Source organism: Blautia sp. Marseille-P3201T, assembly GCF_900120295.1.
GTDB lineage: Bacteria > Bacillota > Clostridia > Lachnospirales > Lachnospiraceae > Blautia.
Genome location: NZ_LT635468.1, coordinates 284,673 through 302,874 on the forward strand (window position 1 = coordinate 284,673; position 18,202 = coordinate 302,874).

General features: G+C 38.6%; 17 protein-coding genes. All 17 read right to left on the minus strand.

Features of this window, described 5'->3' with window-relative positions:
- Nucleotides 1-4: 4 nt before the first annotated feature.
- The 17 genes from secE to BQ7352_RS04360 all read right to left on the minus strand — a co-directional run bounded on the left by secE (nucleotide 5) and on the right by BQ7352_RS04360 (nucleotide 18,183).
- Entirely contained in the window at nucleotides 5-208 is a 204-nt protein-coding gene (gene secE / locus BQ7352_RS04280; RefSeq protein WP_072447246.1) for a preprotein translocase subunit SecE, read from the minus strand.
- A gap of 20 nt (nucleotides 209-228) precedes the next feature.
- Nucleotides 229-378 carry a 50S ribosomal protein L33 gene (rpmG, locus tag BQ7352_RS04285; protein WP_003021987.1) on the minus strand — a complete coding sequence of 50 codons (150 nt, stop codon included), beginning with the start codon at nucleotides 376-378 and terminating at the stop codon, nucleotides 229-231.
- 176 nt (nucleotides 379-554) lie between these two features.
- The gene (locus tag BQ7352_RS04290; RefSeq protein WP_072447248.1) at nucleotides 555-881 is read right to left on the minus strand and encodes a branched-chain amino acid transporter permease; all 327 of its coding nucleotides are present in this window, start codon (nucleotides 879-881) and stop codon (nucleotides 555-557) included.
- Nucleotides 878-1,585: an AzlC family ABC transporter permease gene (locus BQ7352_RS04295; protein WP_072447250.1), complete on the minus strand. Its 708-nt coding sequence runs from the start codon at nucleotides 1,583-1,585 to the stop codon at nucleotides 878-880. Before BQ7352_RS04295 ends, BQ7352_RS04290 begins: the two co-directional genes overlap by 4 nt.
- Before the next feature lie 69 nt (nucleotides 1,586-1,654).
- Nucleotides 1,655-2,536, minus strand: a complete 882-nt coding sequence (locus BQ7352_RS04300; RefSeq protein WP_072447252.1) for a 3-isopropylmalate dehydrogenase — start codon at nucleotides 2,534-2,536, stop codon at nucleotides 1,655-1,657.
- Between the two features lie 279 nt (nucleotides 2,537-2,815).
- Nucleotides 2,816-3,334 carry a signal peptidase I gene (locus BQ7352_RS04305; protein ID WP_083429842.1) on the minus strand — a complete coding sequence of 173 codons (519 nt, stop codon included), beginning with the start codon at nucleotides 3,332-3,334 and terminating at the stop codon, nucleotides 2,816-2,818.
- A gap of 27 nt (nucleotides 3,335-3,361) precedes the next feature.
- The gene (locus BQ7352_RS04310; protein WP_072447254.1) at nucleotides 3,362-4,345 is read right to left on the minus strand and encodes a MucBP domain-containing protein; all 984 of its coding nucleotides are present in this window, start codon (nucleotides 4,343-4,345) and stop codon (nucleotides 3,362-3,364) included.
- Between the two features lie 2 nt (nucleotides 4,346-4,347).
- Complete coding sequence (locus tag BQ7352_RS04315; protein ID WP_072447256.1) at nucleotides 4,348-5,121, minus strand: hypothetical protein; 774 nt, start codon at nucleotides 5,119-5,121, stop codon at nucleotides 4,348-4,350.
- Nucleotides 5,122-5,133: 12 nt separating this feature from the next.
- Nucleotides 5,134-5,892 carry a hypothetical protein gene (locus tag BQ7352_RS04320; RefSeq protein ID WP_072447258.1) on the minus strand — a complete coding sequence of 253 codons (759 nt, stop codon included), beginning with the start codon at nucleotides 5,890-5,892 and terminating at the stop codon, nucleotides 5,134-5,136.
- Entirely contained in the window at nucleotides 5,892-6,428 is a 537-nt protein-coding gene (locus BQ7352_RS04325; RefSeq protein ID WP_072447260.1) for a hypothetical protein, read from the minus strand. The genes BQ7352_RS04320 and BQ7352_RS04325 overlap by 1 nt, the downstream gene beginning before the upstream one ends.
- Nucleotides 6,429-6,443: 15 nt before the next feature.
- Complete coding sequence (locus tag BQ7352_RS04330) at nucleotides 6,444-7,433, minus strand: DUF5979 domain-containing protein (RefSeq protein WP_072447262.1); 990 nt, start codon at nucleotides 7,431-7,433, stop codon at nucleotides 6,444-6,446.
- A gap of 20 nt (nucleotides 7,434-7,453) precedes the next feature.
- On the minus strand, nucleotides 7,454-8,323 hold the full coding sequence (locus BQ7352_RS04335; protein ID WP_072447264.1) for a class C sortase: 870 nt from the start codon (nucleotides 8,321-8,323) through the stop codon (nucleotides 7,454-7,456).
- 2 nt (nucleotides 8,324-8,325) lie between these two features.
- Nucleotides 8,326-9,198 carry a class C sortase gene (locus BQ7352_RS04340; RefSeq protein ID WP_072447266.1) on the minus strand — a complete coding sequence of 291 codons (873 nt, stop codon included), beginning with the start codon at nucleotides 9,196-9,198 and terminating at the stop codon, nucleotides 8,326-8,328.
- A gap of 81 nt (nucleotides 9,199-9,279) precedes the next feature.
- Complete coding sequence (locus BQ7352_RS04345) at nucleotides 9,280-10,683, minus strand: SpaH/EbpB family LPXTG-anchored major pilin (RefSeq protein ID WP_072447268.1); 1,404 nt, start codon at nucleotides 10,681-10,683, stop codon at nucleotides 9,280-9,282.
- Between the two features lie 86 nt (nucleotides 10,684-10,769).
- Nucleotides 10,770-15,263 carry a SpaA isopeptide-forming pilin-related protein gene (locus tag BQ7352_RS04350; protein WP_072447270.1) on the minus strand — a complete coding sequence of 1,498 codons (4,494 nt, stop codon included), beginning with the start codon at nucleotides 15,261-15,263 and terminating at the stop codon, nucleotides 10,770-10,772.
- A 295-nt stretch (nucleotides 15,264-15,558) separates the two neighbouring features.
- A complete protein-coding gene (locus BQ7352_RS04355; RefSeq protein ID WP_072447272.1) occupies nucleotides 15,559-16,776 on the minus strand; it encodes a BTAD domain-containing putative transcriptional regulator in 1,218 nt (405 codons plus the stop codon).
- Nucleotides 16,777-16,872: 96 nt separating this feature from the next.
- Entirely contained in the window at nucleotides 16,873-18,183 is a 1,311-nt protein-coding gene (locus BQ7352_RS04360; protein ID WP_072447274.1) for a GGDEF domain-containing protein, read from the minus strand.
- Between the last annotated feature and the right edge of the window lie 19 nt (nucleotides 18,184-18,202).

The window sequence follows — 18,202 nt, forward strand, 5'->3', positions numbered from 1 at the left end:
GTCCTTACTTAATTAATAAGTTAAGCAGCTGCAAAACTCCGCTGTCAATCACAGCAATCAACACTCCCACAACAGCAGTGATAGATACTACTGCAACCGTCTGTTTTACCAGAGTCTGCTTATCAGGCCAGATTACTTTCTTAAACTCAGCCTGAAGTCCTTTCCATCTGTTCTTCTTTGGAGCTTTCTGCTTTTTTTCTGCTTCCATAATTCACCTCTTAAACCTTATTATTTGGTTTCTTTGTGCAGTGTATGAGTCTTACAGAATTTGCAGTATTTCTTTGTCTCCAAACGTTCTGGGTGATTTTTCTTTTCTTTTGTCATGTTGTAATTACGCTGTTTACATTCTGTACATGCCAATGTGATTTTTACGCGCACGACTTCTCCACCTCCATGTGTCTTTTATCGCTGGCAGCTTCACGCAACCGCCATTTTGCAACGTCTTGTTACCGCAACAAAGGCTCTTTTTTATAAAACTAAAATTAGGCATAAAAAAAAGACCTACTTCCACTGTTGCCGTTAAAGCGTACCATAGCACGCGAGTTTTGTCAAGTTTAAAAAACAAAATTAATCAGCAATATATATATCCCTGTTCCACCTGCAATTGACAGAAACATAGACCTTTTCCAAAAATGAAGGATACACACTGCCAGAATTGATAAAGTTTCCGGTATTCCATGTGTTCCTGCAAATACATTCACGTTTTTAAGACAATAAACAACCAGCATTCCCAATGCTGCGGAAGGAAGTACCCTGCCCAAAAATTTCACATACTTTGGTCTTGGTTTGTCTGCAGGAAAAATGATAAAAGGAAGAAATCTGGTAACTACGGTTCCTAAAACAACTGCTGCTATGGTTAATATCTGTTGTGTAATTGTCATTCTTCCACTCTCCTCTGTAATTGATTTCGAAATAAAGTCAATACCCCCAGTATCATTATCATAGAAGGTATGATAAAATTATCAGCTCCAAAAATAATGCGGCATAAGATTGTTGCACCAATACCTATTACGGCACTTGTATGGTCTTTTTCTTTCAGACACTGTTCAAGAAATATAACAACGATTAATGCTGTCATTATAAAATCAATTCCTTCAATTTTTATATTGATAAAGGAACCGAATATTCCCCCAACAGAAGCTCCCAGCACCCAATACAGATAATTTAAAAGTGTCACGAAAAAATAAAACCAGCCCTTATCAACGCCTACAGGTATCTGCGCTGTACAATTAATTGAAAAGGTTTCATCACACATACCAAATATAAGATACCATTTCTTCTTCCCCACATCTTTATACTTATCAAGCATAGAAATACCATAAAATAAATGTCTTGCATTTACCATGAGCGTAAGCACAAACGCACCAACAGGGTTAAATGCCCCCAGAAGAAGATCTGCTGCCACAAATTCCATGGAACCGGCAAATATTGTCATACTCATCAATATGGGATAAATAGCTGAAAATCCTGCAAGTTTCATATATATTCCATAGGCAATCCCCAAGAAAAGAAAACCGGCGAATATAGGGATTGTGTGGGGCAATGCCGCTTTAAACGCCTTTCTTACTTCCGATTTTTTATTCACATCTCTCCCCTCCTGTCTTTATCTCGAATTCTGTCGTGCGAGATACTGATAATGTCCTTAACCTTTTATTTACAAACCAAACTCCTGAAACAGCTGTTCCTGATACTCCTCATCAGACGCCGCCTTCAAAATATCCTCTATTCTTCCAAGCGCAGAAAGCTTTAACGTAAGTTCATTTACACGTTCTCTTCCCTGCTTTATGCCAATCTCTTTTCCAATCTCTTTCCCAATCTCCTCTCCGATTTCCTGCCCTTCATTTTTCTTTGCTTCCAGCTCGTCTTTCATCAATTCTTCTAACGCCTTGCACATCTTTTTCGCCTCCTCGAATTTTTCCTCGTTTGCCCGCACAATAATGTCCATCACAGACTCATATAATGTGTTTTTCTTATGTTTTCTATAATCTTCGATTAATTCTTCTGCATCTTTTGTACTTTTAAGCTGATTAGTCAGATTTCTAAGCCACAGACTTTCTTCTTTGGAAAGTTCACTGGTAATTATAATCTGAATAGGAAGTGTGTCATCAAGCACATAATAAATTCCTGCATACATTTTCTCAATTTGTAGTTTTCTTTCCTCAATGATATGCCGAAAAAGTTCCCGTGGATAACTCTGGCATACAAAGGAAATCGTCAACTCCTCCAGCAAAATCGAATTCACAGGCGTCCTGTCTGCCTTATAAAAATACGTATACGCATATCCTTTATAAAAGTCATCAATACACAGATAATCGTCAGGACTTTTATATTCTACGATATTGTATTTCCTGAATATTTTCCCTATGCTTTTCTTTAGTATCCGTGTTTCTTTTTTCTTAATCAGCACGTCAATCATCATCGGCTTTGTTCCAAGCATGTATTCTGATTTGAATTCCAGGTACTTTGCCTCCTCCCCAAATTCAATCTGAATACCTGCAAAAAATGCCGGATGCCACTGTAATAGCTTTTCTGTCATAAAAACCTCCTTTTCTGTTTTTTCAGGAGGTTCCCTTTTGGGGAAACTCCTGCCTTTGTTATTGTGGATAAAAGCATGAATTTCCCGAATACAGAATTGCTGTTAGATGAACAGGGTTTTCCCAATTTCCTGTTCTTAGAAATTTAAAGAAAAATAATGCTTTCTGTTATTTTATCACAGACCATATCTAATTCAAACCGATTTTTACTAAAATTCTCACAATAAAATAATAAAGCAGAAAGAAGCCGTCACATCAAACAGCTCCTTCCTCTCCTAAAACTATTCACGTCTTTTTTCAATCGCAGATGCTATAATCTGCAATACAAGAGCCACTAAAATAACGGCCCCCGCCACAATCTTCCCTTCTATACTGGTAATTAACTGTGCCACATAGCCCAGCACAGGAAGAGAAAATTCTACCTTTCCAATAAAGTTCCCATAAGGAACAGCATTCATGTCATTGGTTTTATTGGCATCGCCTTTTGTAATAAATTCACCCATTACGACACGATTTTCTACAACACGATGGGTAATAATGGCATTAGAGTCCTTAGCTCCGTAAAAAGCAATAACTTCATCCTTTTCAATGTTTTTGGGTTCTTCCCTGCCAATATAAACAAGACTTCCCACCGGCAGCGCCGGCTCCATGCTCCCACTGATTACTGAATAAATTTCATATCCCATCATTCTTGGAATTGTCAATGGTATACAGATTACTACAAGAATAAGGAGCATAGCAGTGCCCAGTGCACTGCAAATCACAGCCACCGGGCTTTTTTTACGTTTTCTTCTGCTCAAATTTCCGTTCCTTTCTCCGCGTACAAATTATTTTCTTCCTGCACGATTTTTTCTAAGGAAAATAAACAATCCTGCCAGCGCTGCTACTGCCGCTACTGAAATGGCAATGCCGGCCGCAAGAGGAATTCCCTTCTTAACATCTTCTTTATCAAGATCCATATTTCCCAGCGGAGTTTCTTCATCATCAAGGTCTACAAGATCCTGAGGAACTTCCTCACCTTGCACCTCTGTTACATTCTCATCTTCTTCAGGCTGAGCCTGACCAGCCTCTGTATCAACTTCAGGAGTCTGTGTTCCTGTCTGTCCTGCTGTCTGTCCTGTTGTCTGATCTGTCGGTCTGGTTGTTGTTCCTCCGTCAATATACTGAACAACTGTTTCTGTGGTCGTTTCTCCCGGCGTTTCTATCACCTGTGTTTCGCCCTTCCTATATTCAAAAGTAAACACATTCTCCGCCTCATTTGCTGACAATGTCTTTGTCAGAGCCAATGCCTTAGGAGAATACCCGGAAATATAAATATTCGCTACAACAGGCTTGTCACCGATATTACCATAATAAGTCTGACTGGGCGCAAGCTCATTTCCATTTCCATCCTGATATCTGACTGTATAACTTACCAGATTTCCCTTAATTCCATAGGCAACCACATAATCAGAGTCCTCCGTAACACGGAAAGAAGATGATGCCATCTCCTCTGTATCCCGTCCGCTCCGGCGAATACCCTGAATATAATACTTACTGTCATCATTCATGCTTACAGCGCCCCTTTGTGCATCAAAAGAAACCACATCATTGGCTTTTAAATTGCGAATTACAATCTTGCCATCTTCCAGTGAAACATTTGCAGAAGCACTTTTCACTTCCATTCCTGCCATTCCTGCCAGTACACCCTGATTACCGCCATCAATGGTTACCCTGTAAGTATATTCCTCTGCAAATACATTTACTGCTGAAAGACTAAGGAGCAATCCTGCAGTCAACACAGCCGCTAAAAGCTTTCTAATTTTCTTCATGACTACTGCTCCCCTTTCTTGTCCCTGCGGTTTTTACGCACTGCTCTGATACCAAAGAACAAAAGAATTAATCCACTGACAAGCGCCACCGCACATACAGCAAGAACTCTTGTTTCATCTCCTGTTTTAGGTCCTGACCGGATAATCTTCTTTATCTCTGTGATTTTCACCGGATCACCCGGCTCATATTTCACCTCTGCCGTTACCTTTTCCACTGCAAAATTAATCTGAAGCTTTGCCAGTGTATCCTGATAACCATTTCCCTGAGTTTCACCATCCAATGCAACAGTCAGGTGTACTTTTCCTGTTTCTCCCGCATCCAGACGGTCCAGATAAAAATAATCACCCATAGCGCTTGTCGCCTGTTCCAGACCTTCACCTGCCGCTCCAGAACCTTCACCGCCTACTTTATCACTACTGTACAATACCGTTTCTTCATTCTTATGATTTACATAAGTCAGACGATATGTATAAGCTCCGCCTTCCGCTGCATTCTGGCTTTCTTCCAGACTCTGAAGAATTTCATTCGTCATATACCAGTCTGTTTTTCCATCACTTGCATTCTTAATCCCTACCTGAAGCTCCATGCTGTCTCCCGGAAGGAGCTTATAAACTGCTGCATTTACATCAGAAGTATCAAAACTACTGTTCATCTTCTTCCCGTCAAATTCAACCGTCCAGTCTTTACTTCCCTGAATATTCTCTGCAAATACGTTTATGGAAGTGCCTACAGTCATGAACGCCGCCATAACAAGGCACAAAATTTTCTTTCCCATTTTCTGTACCTCCTACTGTAAACTAAGTATTCCATTTTCGGAAACAGTCACATCCACACCCCATGCACTCTTAATTGCATCCTGCGCGTTATGTGTCTGTACCGCATTAACTTCTGCATCTACATGAAACTGATATCCATCATATTTATATACATGGCGAATAACTTCATTGCCATTTTCATCTTTGCCGGTTTCAACCTTTACCTTTTCAGCAATCTTATTATCAATTTTCAACGTATCTGTAAAATTCGGGGTACTCTTTCCTGCCGGAACAATTCCTGTATAATAAAGAACGGTACGCTCTGTTGTAGATGATTTCTCATCCACAATCCAGCCATTATCCTCCAGGAAATTCAATTTAATCAAATCCGGTGAAAGTGTGGTATCTTTATTTCCCTTTTTATCTGTCCAGCTTTTTGTCAGAATAACTCTCACATAACTGTCAATAGAACCACTATTCAAAACACTGAGCTTTTCCTCATAAGCCTTTCCCGGTACAACAGTTGTATCTCCCTGCAAATCTTTGAAAAGCTCCCCTTTTGTCTCATCCCACTGATTATCGCCGTGACTATAATCTCTGGAAGAAATAGTTTTTCCATTTTCCGTAAGACTGACACCGATACTGGAAACTGACATATCTGCGGTATAATTATCACTATAATATGTCAAAGCTGCTCTCGTACTCCCTACAGTACTGCCAACCAATAAAAGCGCTGATGCCGAAAGCAGAATTACAGATCCGGCTGATAAAAATTTTCTTTTCTTTTTCATTATTCATCAACCTCCCCGTTTCCATTGTAAGTATTTTCACTAAAATCCGCAATCCTGTTCCAATCGGCATACGGCTTTCCGTTTTCATCATAAAGCACTGCCGTACACTCCTGTACAACAATAACATTGAAATCATCTTCACTATCCATATCATCAATCTTCACAGTAAATGTATTTGAAACTCCACCTTTCGGAACAACCTGACTGCAGTAATAATACCCATCATCTCCCTGACTCCATGTTCCCTCTGCATCAGGAGTAAATTTCAATCCCGGCTGATACTTATCTCCTGCAAATACCTTCACGCGGACAAAACAGTCAAAATCCCCTGTATTTTTTACTGCAATCTGCTTTTCCATGTTTACTACTTCTTCGTCCGGCACAATGGTACTCGTGCCAAGCTTAATTTCTGCTCCGCCGGAAGCCGTTGTGTAAGTTGTAAAATACGCCATGGTTCCGCCTACAGATACACCCGCTGCTAAAGTAAAGGCTGCCGCTGCCAGACAAAGAGATTTCTTATTCAAATTCTTTTTCATTGTCCTGTACCTCCCTTACTCTCCTGCTTTTGTGCTGTCAGACTGCTGTTCTACCGTCCAGACACCTTCTTCATTGGCAAAATGGTTTACCACACTGGCACCGCCGTTAAGCTTATTATTATAAGTATTTGTAAAAGTTACATGCACTGCTTCTTCCTCATCAGAAGCTTTAATTACAACGGTCTTAGAAGGCGCACTTGCCAAATCATAACTTGCACCGCTGTAAATCTCCGTTACAGTCACTTCCGTTCCTGCCGGAATTCCATCTATACGGATACTCTTCGTTCCCGCTGTATCAAATACTGCTGAAACCACATCACTGTATACCTGCTCTCCATCTTTTACACCTTCAATCTGAAAGACAAATGTTGCACTGCCCAACGTTTCATTAAAAGATGTTACCGTCTTATCAATAATCAGACTTCCCAGACGTTCTTCCTTACCTGGCTTTAAATCTGTTGTCACATCATACACCCAGTCGTCATTTCCTGTTGTACCATGATAATTATTCGGCAAGGATAACAAATATGGTGTAAACTTATATTCATATTCCTCAGAAAGTGTGGTTTCTGCTGCTACCAGATACATTCCCACTGACAAATCACTGATTTTCCCTTTTCCATTCTGGATTGTACCCTTATCTGTAGGTGTCTTCTTCTCATCTTCTATAATTTTCTGTGCCATCTGTGCTTTCTGCTCCCACTGAGCCGCTGTAGTTTCCGATGACACTGACGCAAAATCAAGAGACTCATAACCTTTTACCGCTGTATAAGAACCCGTTTCACTGATGTCCGCCACTTTATACAGATTTACCGGAATAGATAATTGCGAAAGCTCTGCAAAATCTCCGGCCAGGTCACCGCCCACTTCTAATGTAATGGAGCATTTACGATCTGTTTCAACCCCGCGGGCTGCTTTTACTTCTGACAATACTGCCCCTGAAAGCGCCAGTGACAATATAAGGATCCAAACACTGCTTTTCTTCATTTTTTTGATTATCTTCAACGCTTACCCTCCTCCAAAAATCATTTCTGTTTTCTGTCCTTCTTCTTAAACAGAAATCTCATGAAAAGTATAATTAAAAATGTGATAGACAATCCCAATATTAAATATATCATATAATAATTCTGTATTGTCTTCAACATGGTTTCTGCAACGGACGTTTCTGCCTCTTCTTCTCCATTATATGGAACTCTCGTCCCACGAACAAGAAGCCTGTGAGAATTTACTCCGTATGGAGTACATGTAAATAAAGTTACCTGATCCTTGCCTTCCTCAATCTGAAGAGCATTCTCAAGAGTTTCATGGTCATCTTTATCTACCATATCGAGAATTTGATCCACCTGATAAGCAAAGGTTTTATCTAACACATGAATATAAAACATATCACCCTTTTTCAGCTGGTCAATATCTGTAAACAATCTGGCTGTAGGAAGCCCTCTGTGAGCAGCCAGCACACTGTGTGTACTTTCACCGCCTATGGGAAGCTTCGTTCCATTTAAGTGTCCGATACCTGTCTGTAACACTTTATCGCCTGTTCCGTGGTAAATGGCATTTTTTACATTAATCTTCGGTATGGAAAGATACCCCATAATCCCATCATCTGCCACATTTAACACTTGCCAGTATTCTGTATTTTCCAACTCTCCATCATCTTCGCCAAACACATCTCCGTACAAATTGTTCTGTACTAATGCTGCATCAAAAGCCTCTGCCTTCTCCCATTCCTCTGAAAAATCCACTTCTGTCATTTCTTCCACAGTGGACTTATAATTAGAAATCAGTCGGTTTTGGCGATATGTATTCCATTGATCCGATACCGTTGGATAGACCAGTACCCCAAATCCTATCAAAAACATCAGACCGAACAGAATATTTGAAATCTTTCGCTTCATAATCAGTCCTCTTTCGGTTTATCTGAATTTTTTTTCTTATTATAAATATAAAGACCGGCTATAAAAAGTCCTGTTACTGCAAGTCCTACAATAACCCATAACAGATAACTGGTGTAAAGGCTGGTTCCTCCAATCAGCCCTTTCGGCGCTTCTTCCATCTGCACTTCTTCATAAGGCACTCTGTGACCTCGCACAAGAAGTCTGTGGCTGTTCACTCCATAAGGAGTACAGGTAAGCAAGGTTACAAGATCCTGTCCTTCCTCCACCGCAAGTCCCTCTGTTTCTGTAGGCTCTACAACCTCAATTCTATCCACCTCATAGCAGAGTGTATCATCCAACACTGAAATCAAGAAATGGTCTCCCTTTTCCAGTTTATCCAAATCTGTAAACAGTTTTGCACTTGGAAGTCCACGATGAGCTGAAATTACAGAATGTGTACTCTCTCCACCTATAGGAAGAGAACTTCCCTCCAAATGTCCTGCGGCCTTTTCCAGTACCTCTTTTTCCGTGGTATGGTAAACCGGAACTTTCACATCAATCTTAGGAATTTCCACATATCCCATCATGCCGTCACCATTTAAATTCAGGCTGGACATATATTCCTCATCCTCTTCTTCTGCAGCTTCCGCTACAGCAAAAGAGTCAGGCAAGATACTGGGCAAAAGCGCTTCATTATAAGCTGCAGCTTCTGTCCATTCTTTCTTATAGTCAATCTCTCCTGCTTCTTCTTTCCTGGCGACCTGTTCATCATAGCTGCTAATCAGTCTTTCCTGTCTGTAGGTATTCCACTGATTTGAAATAAACGGATACAGCAGCAAGGACAAACCGGCTAAAAACATTATGCAAATTGTTATAGTAGTTACTTTTTTCTTCATCCGGGTTCTCCTTATTGTTGTATTTTTTATAAGAGCCGGGGCGGGTTACCGCCCCAGCTTATGGTTTGTTAAAAGTTCTAATTATTTATTTTCTTTTCTGCGGCTGGCAAAGAATAAACCTGCTGCTACAATCATGATTACACAACCACCGATTGTGAAGATTGTTGTACCAATACCACCTGTAGATGGAAGGGAGGAAAGTTTAGTATCTGGCACATGAATATCTGTAAAATCTGTAAAATCATATTCTGTCTGCTCTACTAATGTTGCTCCTTCAAGTTTATAAACTGTTTCATTCAATGAATAACCTTCTGGTGCTTTTGTTTCTTTTACATAATATGTCTTCTGAGCATCTAAACCATCGAATATTGCTCCTCCCTTAGCATTTGTCACTTTAGTACCCACTACATTAACTTTAATCTTCTCACCATTATAAGTAATTTCCTCTGTTCCCTTTACATCTGCTACATAAAGAGTGAACTCTGCTCCTGGAAGTTTTATGTTTGTGTCTTTTTCATCTTCTTTAATAACTTTAACCTTCACTGTATCAGACTCAATTTCATCAGTTGTAAGACCTTTTTCTGTTTCAGATGTTACTGTGTTCTTTAAATGATTTTCAGAAATCACATCGCCTACTGTAGCCTTATATGTAATTGTTACAGTTTTACCTGCCAAACTTGCATCATAAGTTTTGCCAAAATCAATTGTAAGAACTGTCTTATTCTCACTTACAGTAGCTGTATATTTGTTAGCATCAAGGTCTTGGCCATCCACTTTAACATGTAAATCCATTGTTGCTTTTTCAAATGTAGCATTTGTTAAAGTATCTTTCACTATAAATTTCCTACTTGTTGCATTTGCAGGGTAATATGGATATTCAACTGTTACCGTATAGGATACTAAATCTCCTTTTGATACAGACTGTCCGTCTTCACCAACTTCTTTCTTAATCTGGTCTTCTGAGCCTTTGGCCTCAACCTCTAAACCATTAAATTCTGTTCCAACATAAGCAGCCATAGGTACAAATGTATAACCCTCTTTTTCTGCTGTAATTAAGTATAAACCAATTTTTCCCGGTGTAAATTCTCCATTTCCAGCCAGATTTGTTGCCGCAACACGAACAGCTTCTAATGCTCTACTGTAAGCAACATTATCAGTAGTTAAACTATTTTCAATATTGTTATTTGTTATCTTTTCTAGTTTACCTGCTTTAATTAACGCTGCAATTACTTGGTCTGCATCACCTGCGTCAATAACATCTTTATTTAAAAACGCCTTCACAAAATCATCTTTTACACTGTCAACGAATTTCCATCCGTATACAGACCCTCTGTCTTCTTCAACAATCTGCGCATATTTTACGTTAGTTCCTTCCGGTACTGTTACTTTAATAGTTCCTGTTGGAGCTGCCATTGTTGTTACTGTCATTCCCATAACCATTACCATTGCGACTAACAATGCTAATACTTTTTTAATTTTTTTCATAATTTTTCTCCTTTTCTTTGAGGTTCTCCCCATATATTTAATTTGCATTGTTTCTGCGACCAGAGGCCGCCGAAAAGTTTTATCATTTAACTTTTCAGCACCTCCTCACGTTTCATTTTATATAAGAGAAGCGCTGCTGCCATTAAAAGCAGTGTACCGCCAATCGTATATACAAAAATTCCAGGACCACCAGCTGACGGAAGGTTATAAACGGGAGTATTTTTGTAATAGAAAACAATACTTCCATCTTTCTCTATATCTTGATCAACTTTACCATTAAAATCTGACGATGTTACTGTCGGAACTCCTTGTTTAACAGAAATAATCCAGTTTTCTTTACTTAGTGAGTATCCGGAAGGTGCTTTAATTTCAGATAATCTATAAACACCGTCTGTGATTGCACCTTGATATTCATTGGAAACAGTGCCTGTGGTTTCCTCATACTCTGTATACCACTTAACCGCACCTTCTCCTTTTGTATTTCCGGACCAACCATAAAGAATATTTGGTGTACTTCCTTTACCATTATCTTCATTCTTTTCCAGCTTGAAAATCGCCCCTGACAGCTGAACTTGATTATTACCATTTTCACTTACTTTAACAATCTTCCAACCTTTGGTGTTTGTAATTGTAAATCCTTCTTCCTGATTACCTGACACACTGGACTGATAACCTGTATTAGGTTCATATCCGTTTATAACCTCATGATTGATAATTGTTTTTTCTACAACCGTGTACTCATTTTTTTTATATATGCCGTTTTCCTTTGTGAAATACTCAAGATCCGTAAAAGTATGTGTCCATTGCTTACTCTCGTCCAGTCTTACTGTATGCTCTGGTTTACCGGAAGGTTTCCCATTAATATAAAGCTGAACAGTAACGTACTTTTCCTGTCCGCCAAGCCATTGTTTATTCACTGCCACTTCTGTCCTGTCTTCCAAGTCAATCCTATTTTCCAGAGCAATACTTTCTGAACGGGTATATTGTAGCATATAAAACCATGACCGAGCACTCGTAGCACCAAATTTTAATTTCCAGGCTCCATCAGCAGCTTCCGTTATGCTAATTCCAGCTTTTTTAAGTACTTCTGCATCTTTACCATATTGATAACATAAGTCTTTTACATTTCCCTCAACAATTTTATCAATTTCACCTATAAGCGTTTTATCAAGAACTTTTGAATTCTCATCGACTTCAATCTGAAGATTATATTTTGTCCATAAATAATACTGGCCACCAGCTTTTACTACTATGGCATTATTTTTCCCTAACGGAAATTCCATCTGAGAGCAAGGTGTTTCTCGCTTCCAACCGGTAAACTTTTCTATGACATTTGTGGTTTCCGTAATGTCCCATTTAAACCCTTCCGGACATTCTTCTTTTACCACATAGTCCACATCACCCGGCAAGTTTATCCAGGTATATGTCCACTTATTATCTGCTGTTAAATGTACGGAATCAAGAACACTTCCATCATTATCATACTTTACTTTTCTATCAATACCTTCTTCATATTTTCCGCTATGATCTACATCTTCATATAAAGTCACTTCAATGCTTTCCGGTATATATTCACTATACTTATCTTGGTCAACCCATTTTTTGTTTACCGTTACAGTTGTTGTTCCATGGCCAACTTGAAGTTCCTCATTTACTACTCTGACTTTACATTCCTCACCTGTAACTGTACCTGTAGCTCCTAAAACATCTGTTTCTTCGCCAGGAATTTTTACATCTTCTGCACCGGTGACTATATATGTTGGATGATAATTTCCTTCTATATATTCTCTCACCAGGAACTTATCACTCTCAAACACAGGAATTCTTGCTGTCTCATTATGCTCTAATTCAATTACTCCTGTCGTTGTTTCTTTTGGAGTATCTGCAACAGTATATTTACCCTGATATGGCTGTCCGTTTATCTCCACATAGATTTTAAATACAGCATCAGAGGGGATTTTTGAGCCCTTATCAAGCCTTTTCAGTTTCTTTGTTATTTCAAGCGATACTTGTTTCTTTTTCTGATTGAAAATTTCTCTTATCGGCTGAGCATCATCTACCTTCGTCAAAACAACGTTTGCACTTGTTCCTGCCGGATTTTCTGTTACAGTGATTTTATAAATGGTCTTATTTGGCTTATATCCTTCCAGAGCTTTTGTTTCTTTCATATAGTAAGTTCCGGCTCTTAAACTATTAAATGTCACTGTACCATTTTCATCTGACACTGCAACTTTATTCATTGACTCTTGACAGTCTTTATCACTATACAATGTAAACTCTACACCTTTAAGCAGTTCCTTTGTATCTGTATCTCTTTTTGTGAATATAAGGTCTGTCTTTGGTGTTATGGAAATAACCGGCTCACGCGGTGTGACGTTTGGCATTACAAATTCCATATCACAATTTGAATTATGTCCACCTCGTTCCATATAAAGAACGGTAACTGTATGCTCATCATCAGCATGTGTATTCAGATATGAAACCTTATCTTCCAACGTATATGTCGTCTTATCTAACAGCTTCTCCCATAAATCCACTGTATTCGGATATACCTTTAACCAATCAGTAAAATCAGCACTATCATTATTCTTTGGATACCCCGGGTGCATACCTCCCAAATCCAAAATCAACTCTCCGTCAAGAAATACCCAGAGATCATCATCACCATTAAACTTATACTGAAGCTGTCCTACGTAATCTCCCAGTTTAAATTTGAAGTCATAGCGCATTCCAAAATACCAGTTATTGTTACCGCCATTCTTGTCTCCATCTGTACCAAGATTACCTTTAAGTGGGTAAAAGCCAGAACCCGCTTTCGTAGTTTCCTTTCCATTCGGATCAAGCACTCTCTTCAACTTATAAGTATTTCCAACACGAGAAAACTCAAGATCATATCCTTCTAAAATCCTCTTTCCCTTTTTCTCTTCTGATGAAAATAAACCAGGTTCTTTTGGAGCAAACTGAACATCTTCATAGTTATTACCGGACAATCCTTTTACAATTCCTTGTGTAATCGGTACACTGGCATGTTGCCAACTATTCTTATTAATATTCACTCCTTTTCTATATTGTCCATCTTTATCTTTCACTTCCACATTATATTCATAACCTATGTTATTACCTTGTCCTACCTCAATCCTGTCATAGGCTGATGAATTTGCCGGATAATTAGACTCTGCATTAATTCCCGCTTCCCAGGTTGCCTGTTTATATGAATATTTTCCATCGCCTTTATAAGTACAAGTGTGTGAATGTTTGTCATTCACCATTATTTCAAATTGTGTATCCGCTTTAAGCTGCTTCTGTATCTGACCAGAAGCCAAATTCTTGAAAGCCTCTTTCTCACCATCATATTGAACTTTAACTTTTCCATCTTTGAGGGTATACTCTTTTCCGTCTATGAGTTCTTCCTCTACTGTCTTATTGTCTTCTGCATAACCTCTTCTGTCATAATCAAAGAAAGTAGTTTCATTTATAGTTGTTCCTTTTGTCGGTCTGTAATAACAGATAATAATCGCTTCTGTATCTACTACTGTTCCAACTGTAATTTCTTCTTTTTTGTCACCCGGTACAAATTCTTCAACGTCTGTTCCAATCCACTTTACAATCTTTGCCAACTCAAACTGTTCATCTTCCGCTGTAAAGTTCTTTAATTTTGTTTCATCTACGTCTTCATAAACTGGAAGTGTTACTTCATCATCTCTATATAATGGGGTAGACTCTCCTTCAAGATAATGCTTAATAGTAAGGTCTACTTCCTTTTCTCCTTTATTGATTACCACATATTTGGAAAAATGTGTCGTATCAAAAACAACATCTTCTGCTGTTTTATTTTCTACTGCCTGCATATCTGTCGCTTCTTTTTTCTTTTCATCAACATGATATACAGAAAGACCTTTTTCCTCTTTCAGGTTCATGTTCTGAATTTCCACCTGAACTTCACCATTTGGCTGAATTTCATTCAATTCTTTGCCGTCCTGTACAAGGAATTTAATATCAAGAGCTATCATGTCCTTAATTGTACTTTTTTCTTTTATAAGTTCCGGTGCAATAGCTTCTTTGATTTCTTCAACTTCCTTTGCGTCTTCAATCTTTTCAACACTCAAAATCGCCTCTTCCGGAAGTACTGTATCTTTTTCTGCTGTAACAGTTACTTTCAGTCCGTCAATTTCTTTTTCAAATTTTACAGGCAATTTTTCTTCTTCCGGTGTCTTAGCCGGCTCTTCCGGTACCACTTCCTCCGGTTCTTCCGGTGTCTTAGCCGGCTCTTCTGGTACCACTTCCTCCGGTACTTCCGGTGTCTTAGCCGGCTCTTCCTGCACTACTTCCTCCGGTACTTCCGGTGTCTTGGTCGGCTCTTCCTGCACTACTTCCTCCGGTATTTCCGGTGTCTTGGCCGACTCCTCCGGCTCTGCTTCTTCCGGTATCACTTCCTCCGAAACTTCAGTTTCAGGAGTCTCTATTTCTGCTGTATTATCTACAGCCCCTGTTGTTTCTGCTAATATAGAAAAATTATTTGTCAACACCATTACCATGCAAAGTATGGCTGCTAATATTCTTTTCTTTCGGTTACTTTTCATGGTCTATCTCCTCCCATTCACATTTCTCTATTGTCGATTTATTTTATCACTTGTAAAAGTGCCTGTCTTCGCAATTTCTACCCCTAGTATAGTTACCCTCAGTCACACATCAGTCACAAATACACTATTTAGATAAAAATTATTCACATTTTTTTCAAATTTAACCAATCTAAAAAAATATATGCAGCTTGTTCGGAATTATGATAAAAAAGATTGTGTAACAGCGCAATTTCCTATGAAATCAAAAAAGACGTAACTCCGTAAATTCACTTTACAAAGCTACGCCTTTTTCAGACTACATCACATTGATTTCATCAATATTATATTGTAGAATTACTTTTTTCGTTTTTCCTGACTGGTAAAACCTGTCTTTCAGACGATTAACTACCATTTTTGCATCTTCGTACTGACAGGCAGGAAGCATAATCAGAAATTGATTTGCACTGTATCTGCAGACAATATCGCTGTTACGCAATCCATGAAGCAAAGTCTTTTCTAAAATATCCATGCCTTCCCTGAGGACACTCTGATATTTGTTCTGTTTCTCATAGGGACGCAAATCAAGATACATACTTACCAGAGCCAGATGAATGGAAATGCCCATTCGCCTGCTGCTCCTTGCCTCCAACGCATAAATCTTCCGAAAAACTCCATATTCACAAAGAAATGCGCCTGTGGGAAGCTCCTTCTCTTTGAGCTGTTCCTGTATAATATCAATGTTGCTTTCATGCTCATGCTGACGTTTCTGCATCTCTTCATAAATTTCCTGCATTTCCTCAGAAGGCCTGACACCTAAAGTATCATACATATATTTCACAGTTCTTGTATAATGTTCTGCTGCCATTTGCTGCTTATTATCTGCAACCAATGCGCGCATCAAATAACAATGAATTTCTTCATCTAAAGACTCAAAGCACAAGGCTTTTGTACAAAGCTGTTCCAGCTCCTGATACCTCTGTTCCTGTTCCAGCATTTCTGCCAGTTTTTTCACCGTTGCCAGGTAAACAGAATTCTGGTAAGTAGCTGTTGAAATAACCCAATATTCTCCTGAAAGCTCCGGCAAGAACGTACCCTGATACAATTCAATTGCCTTTTCTCCCTTTTCAATCTGTGCCTCAATACTGCTTTCGCAAGTCATCTCTTTACAATACTGATGAAATTTCTCTGCATCTACCTCCAGTACGACTCTGGGGTTCCATTGATAAGTTCCCCGACCCGTTATAATAAAATCATAATCGCCCCATGTTTTCTTCAGCAGATTACGCAGACGATACATAAGATTTTTCAAAGCTCCTGCCGGATTATCACTTCCATCCTCCGACCATAACATCTCAATCAGTTCCTGCACTGTTAAACTTTTATCTCTGTGGTATACCATATAAGTCAGTAATCGGATTAACATATCGGAACGGATGTTTTCTGCAGTCAGTATCCCATTTTCATTTGCCATCTGGAATTTACCAAATGTCTGTACGTTCAGTCTGGGATATTCTCCACCTTTAACTTTATTCATAATCCTCTACTCTTCCCATAAATCTGGACTTATTTTATATAAATCACATAATATACCTATTATTTTATATAGTTTTTGCCATTTTGCAATACCTAATTATACATTTATCCAGTCTTTCCTGTCTTCGTAGAAAGAATATCCTTTTTTTCCATCCATTTTTACCGCATACAGGGCTTTATCCGCCTTTTCGTAAAGTTCCTCAAAGCTATTTCCTTCATAAGGCGCAAGCGCAATCCCAATGGATGCACTGACTGCCACCTCTTTTTCTTCATATATATAAGTCTTCTGCATTTTTCTTGCCAGATTTGACGCACATTGCTGTACGTTTCCTCTGTTATTCGCATCCTTTAAAAAGACTACAAATTCATCCCCTCCAATTCGCACAATAATATCCGAAGCACGAAGGTTTTCTTTTAAAACAAGACTGCAGTTTTTCAGAACTTCATCGCCTCTTAAATGTCCCATGCGGTCATTAATCATTTTAAAATTATCTAAATCAATTAGCAGCAATGCTCCGTCCTGATGCTCACGCAGCTGTCTTTCTATCAGGCGTATACCACCTGTGCGGTTATATACTCCCGTGAGTCCGTCATTATTTGCTTCCTTTTTCGCAAGTGCAAATCGTTCCTGCTGTTTTTTCTTATAAGTATATTCTTTTGTAATATCGTTTCTTTGAATTAATGCAATTTTATTTTCTTCATCGCAATAGCGGAATATGATTTCTTTTCTTCTATATTCTTTGTCGCCATTTAACATTCCAAAAGAAATACAATACTCTCCCTCTCTGTCCAGACGCTCCATTGCATATTGTGGGTTCATACACTTTATGACTTTTTCCAGATCTTCCGAAACCACGTACTTCTTTGCATAGGCTATCATTTCAGCGCAATATCCCCAGCCTTCCTGTGATGGCAGTGTATCATCATCTTCTTTTCCTGAATATCGGATATAATAATCATTCTTTAAATCCAGATAATAAAAGTAATCGCTGTTTTTATATACGAATTTCTCAGCAATAGAATTTAAGATATGTTCCCTGTCTGTATTTCCAAACACGATGTATATTTTATCGTCTTTTTTAGGAAGATATAATAACTTCATTTCAATCCACTGGAAAGGTTTGTTCGCTCTTTGAAAACGCAATTCTAAAGATTTCTCTGTTTTTTCCAGAGCCAGCTGTTTTAAATAATTTATATCTAAGAGCTTTCTCACTTCTTCCTTTTCCGACTCTACGGTAAGTCTGTGAAAAAGCACAGAAATCATATCCTCTATCCGGCAGATTTCTTCTTGATCTTCTTCCAGCGTCTTTAAAACATATACCTGTTTTGTATGCAAGTCCACTTCTACAATGGCTTTGTATAAATTAAGAAAGGCATCTAAAATATCATCTCTCTCTTTTTCCAGCAAAGATACTCTTTTCTTAGAG

Coding starts and splice junctions, on each gene's coding strand:
- secE (WP_072447246.1), bottom strand. CDS start 208: ATGGAAGCAGAAAAAAAGCAGAAAGCTCCAAAGAAGAACAGATGGAAA.
- BQ7352_RS04290 (WP_072447248.1), bottom strand. CDS start 881: ATGACAATTACACAACAGATATTAACCATAGCAGCAGTTGTTTTAGGA.
- BQ7352_RS04300 (WP_072447252.1), bottom strand. CDS start 2,536: ATGACAGAAAAGCTATTACAGTGGCATCCGGCATTTTTTGCAGGTATT.
- BQ7352_RS04310 (WP_072447254.1), bottom strand. CDS start 4,345: ATGAAGAAAATTAGAAAGCTTTTAGCGGCTGTGTTGACTGCAGGATTG.
- BQ7352_RS04315 (WP_072447256.1), bottom strand. CDS start 5,121: ATGGGAAAGAAAATTTTGTGCCTTGTTATGGCGGCGTTCATGACTGTA.
- BQ7352_RS04320 (WP_072447258.1), bottom strand. CDS start 5,892: ATGAAAAAGAAAAGAAAATTTTTATCAGCCGGATCTGTAATTCTGCTT.
- BQ7352_RS04325 (WP_072447260.1), bottom strand. CDS start 6,428: ATGAAAAAGAATTTGAATAAGAAATCTCTTTGTCTGGCAGCGGCAGCC.
- BQ7352_RS04335 (WP_072447264.1), bottom strand. CDS start 8,323: ATGAAGCGAAAGATTTCAAATATTCTGTTCGGTCTGATGTTTTTGATA.
- BQ7352_RS04340 (WP_072447266.1), bottom strand. CDS start 9,198: ATGAAGAAAAAAGTAACTACTATAACAATTTGCATAATGTTTTTAGCC.
- BQ7352_RS04345 (WP_072447268.1), bottom strand. CDS start 10,683: ATGAAAAAAATTAAAAAAGTATTAGCATTGTTAGTCGCAATGGTAATG.
- BQ7352_RS04350 (WP_072447270.1), bottom strand. CDS start 15,263: ATGAAAAGTAACCGAAAGAAAAGAATATTAGCAGCCATACTTTGCATG.
- BQ7352_RS04355 (WP_072447272.1), bottom strand. CDS start 16,776: ATGAATAAAGTTAAAGGTGGAGAATATCCCAGACTGAACGTACAGACA.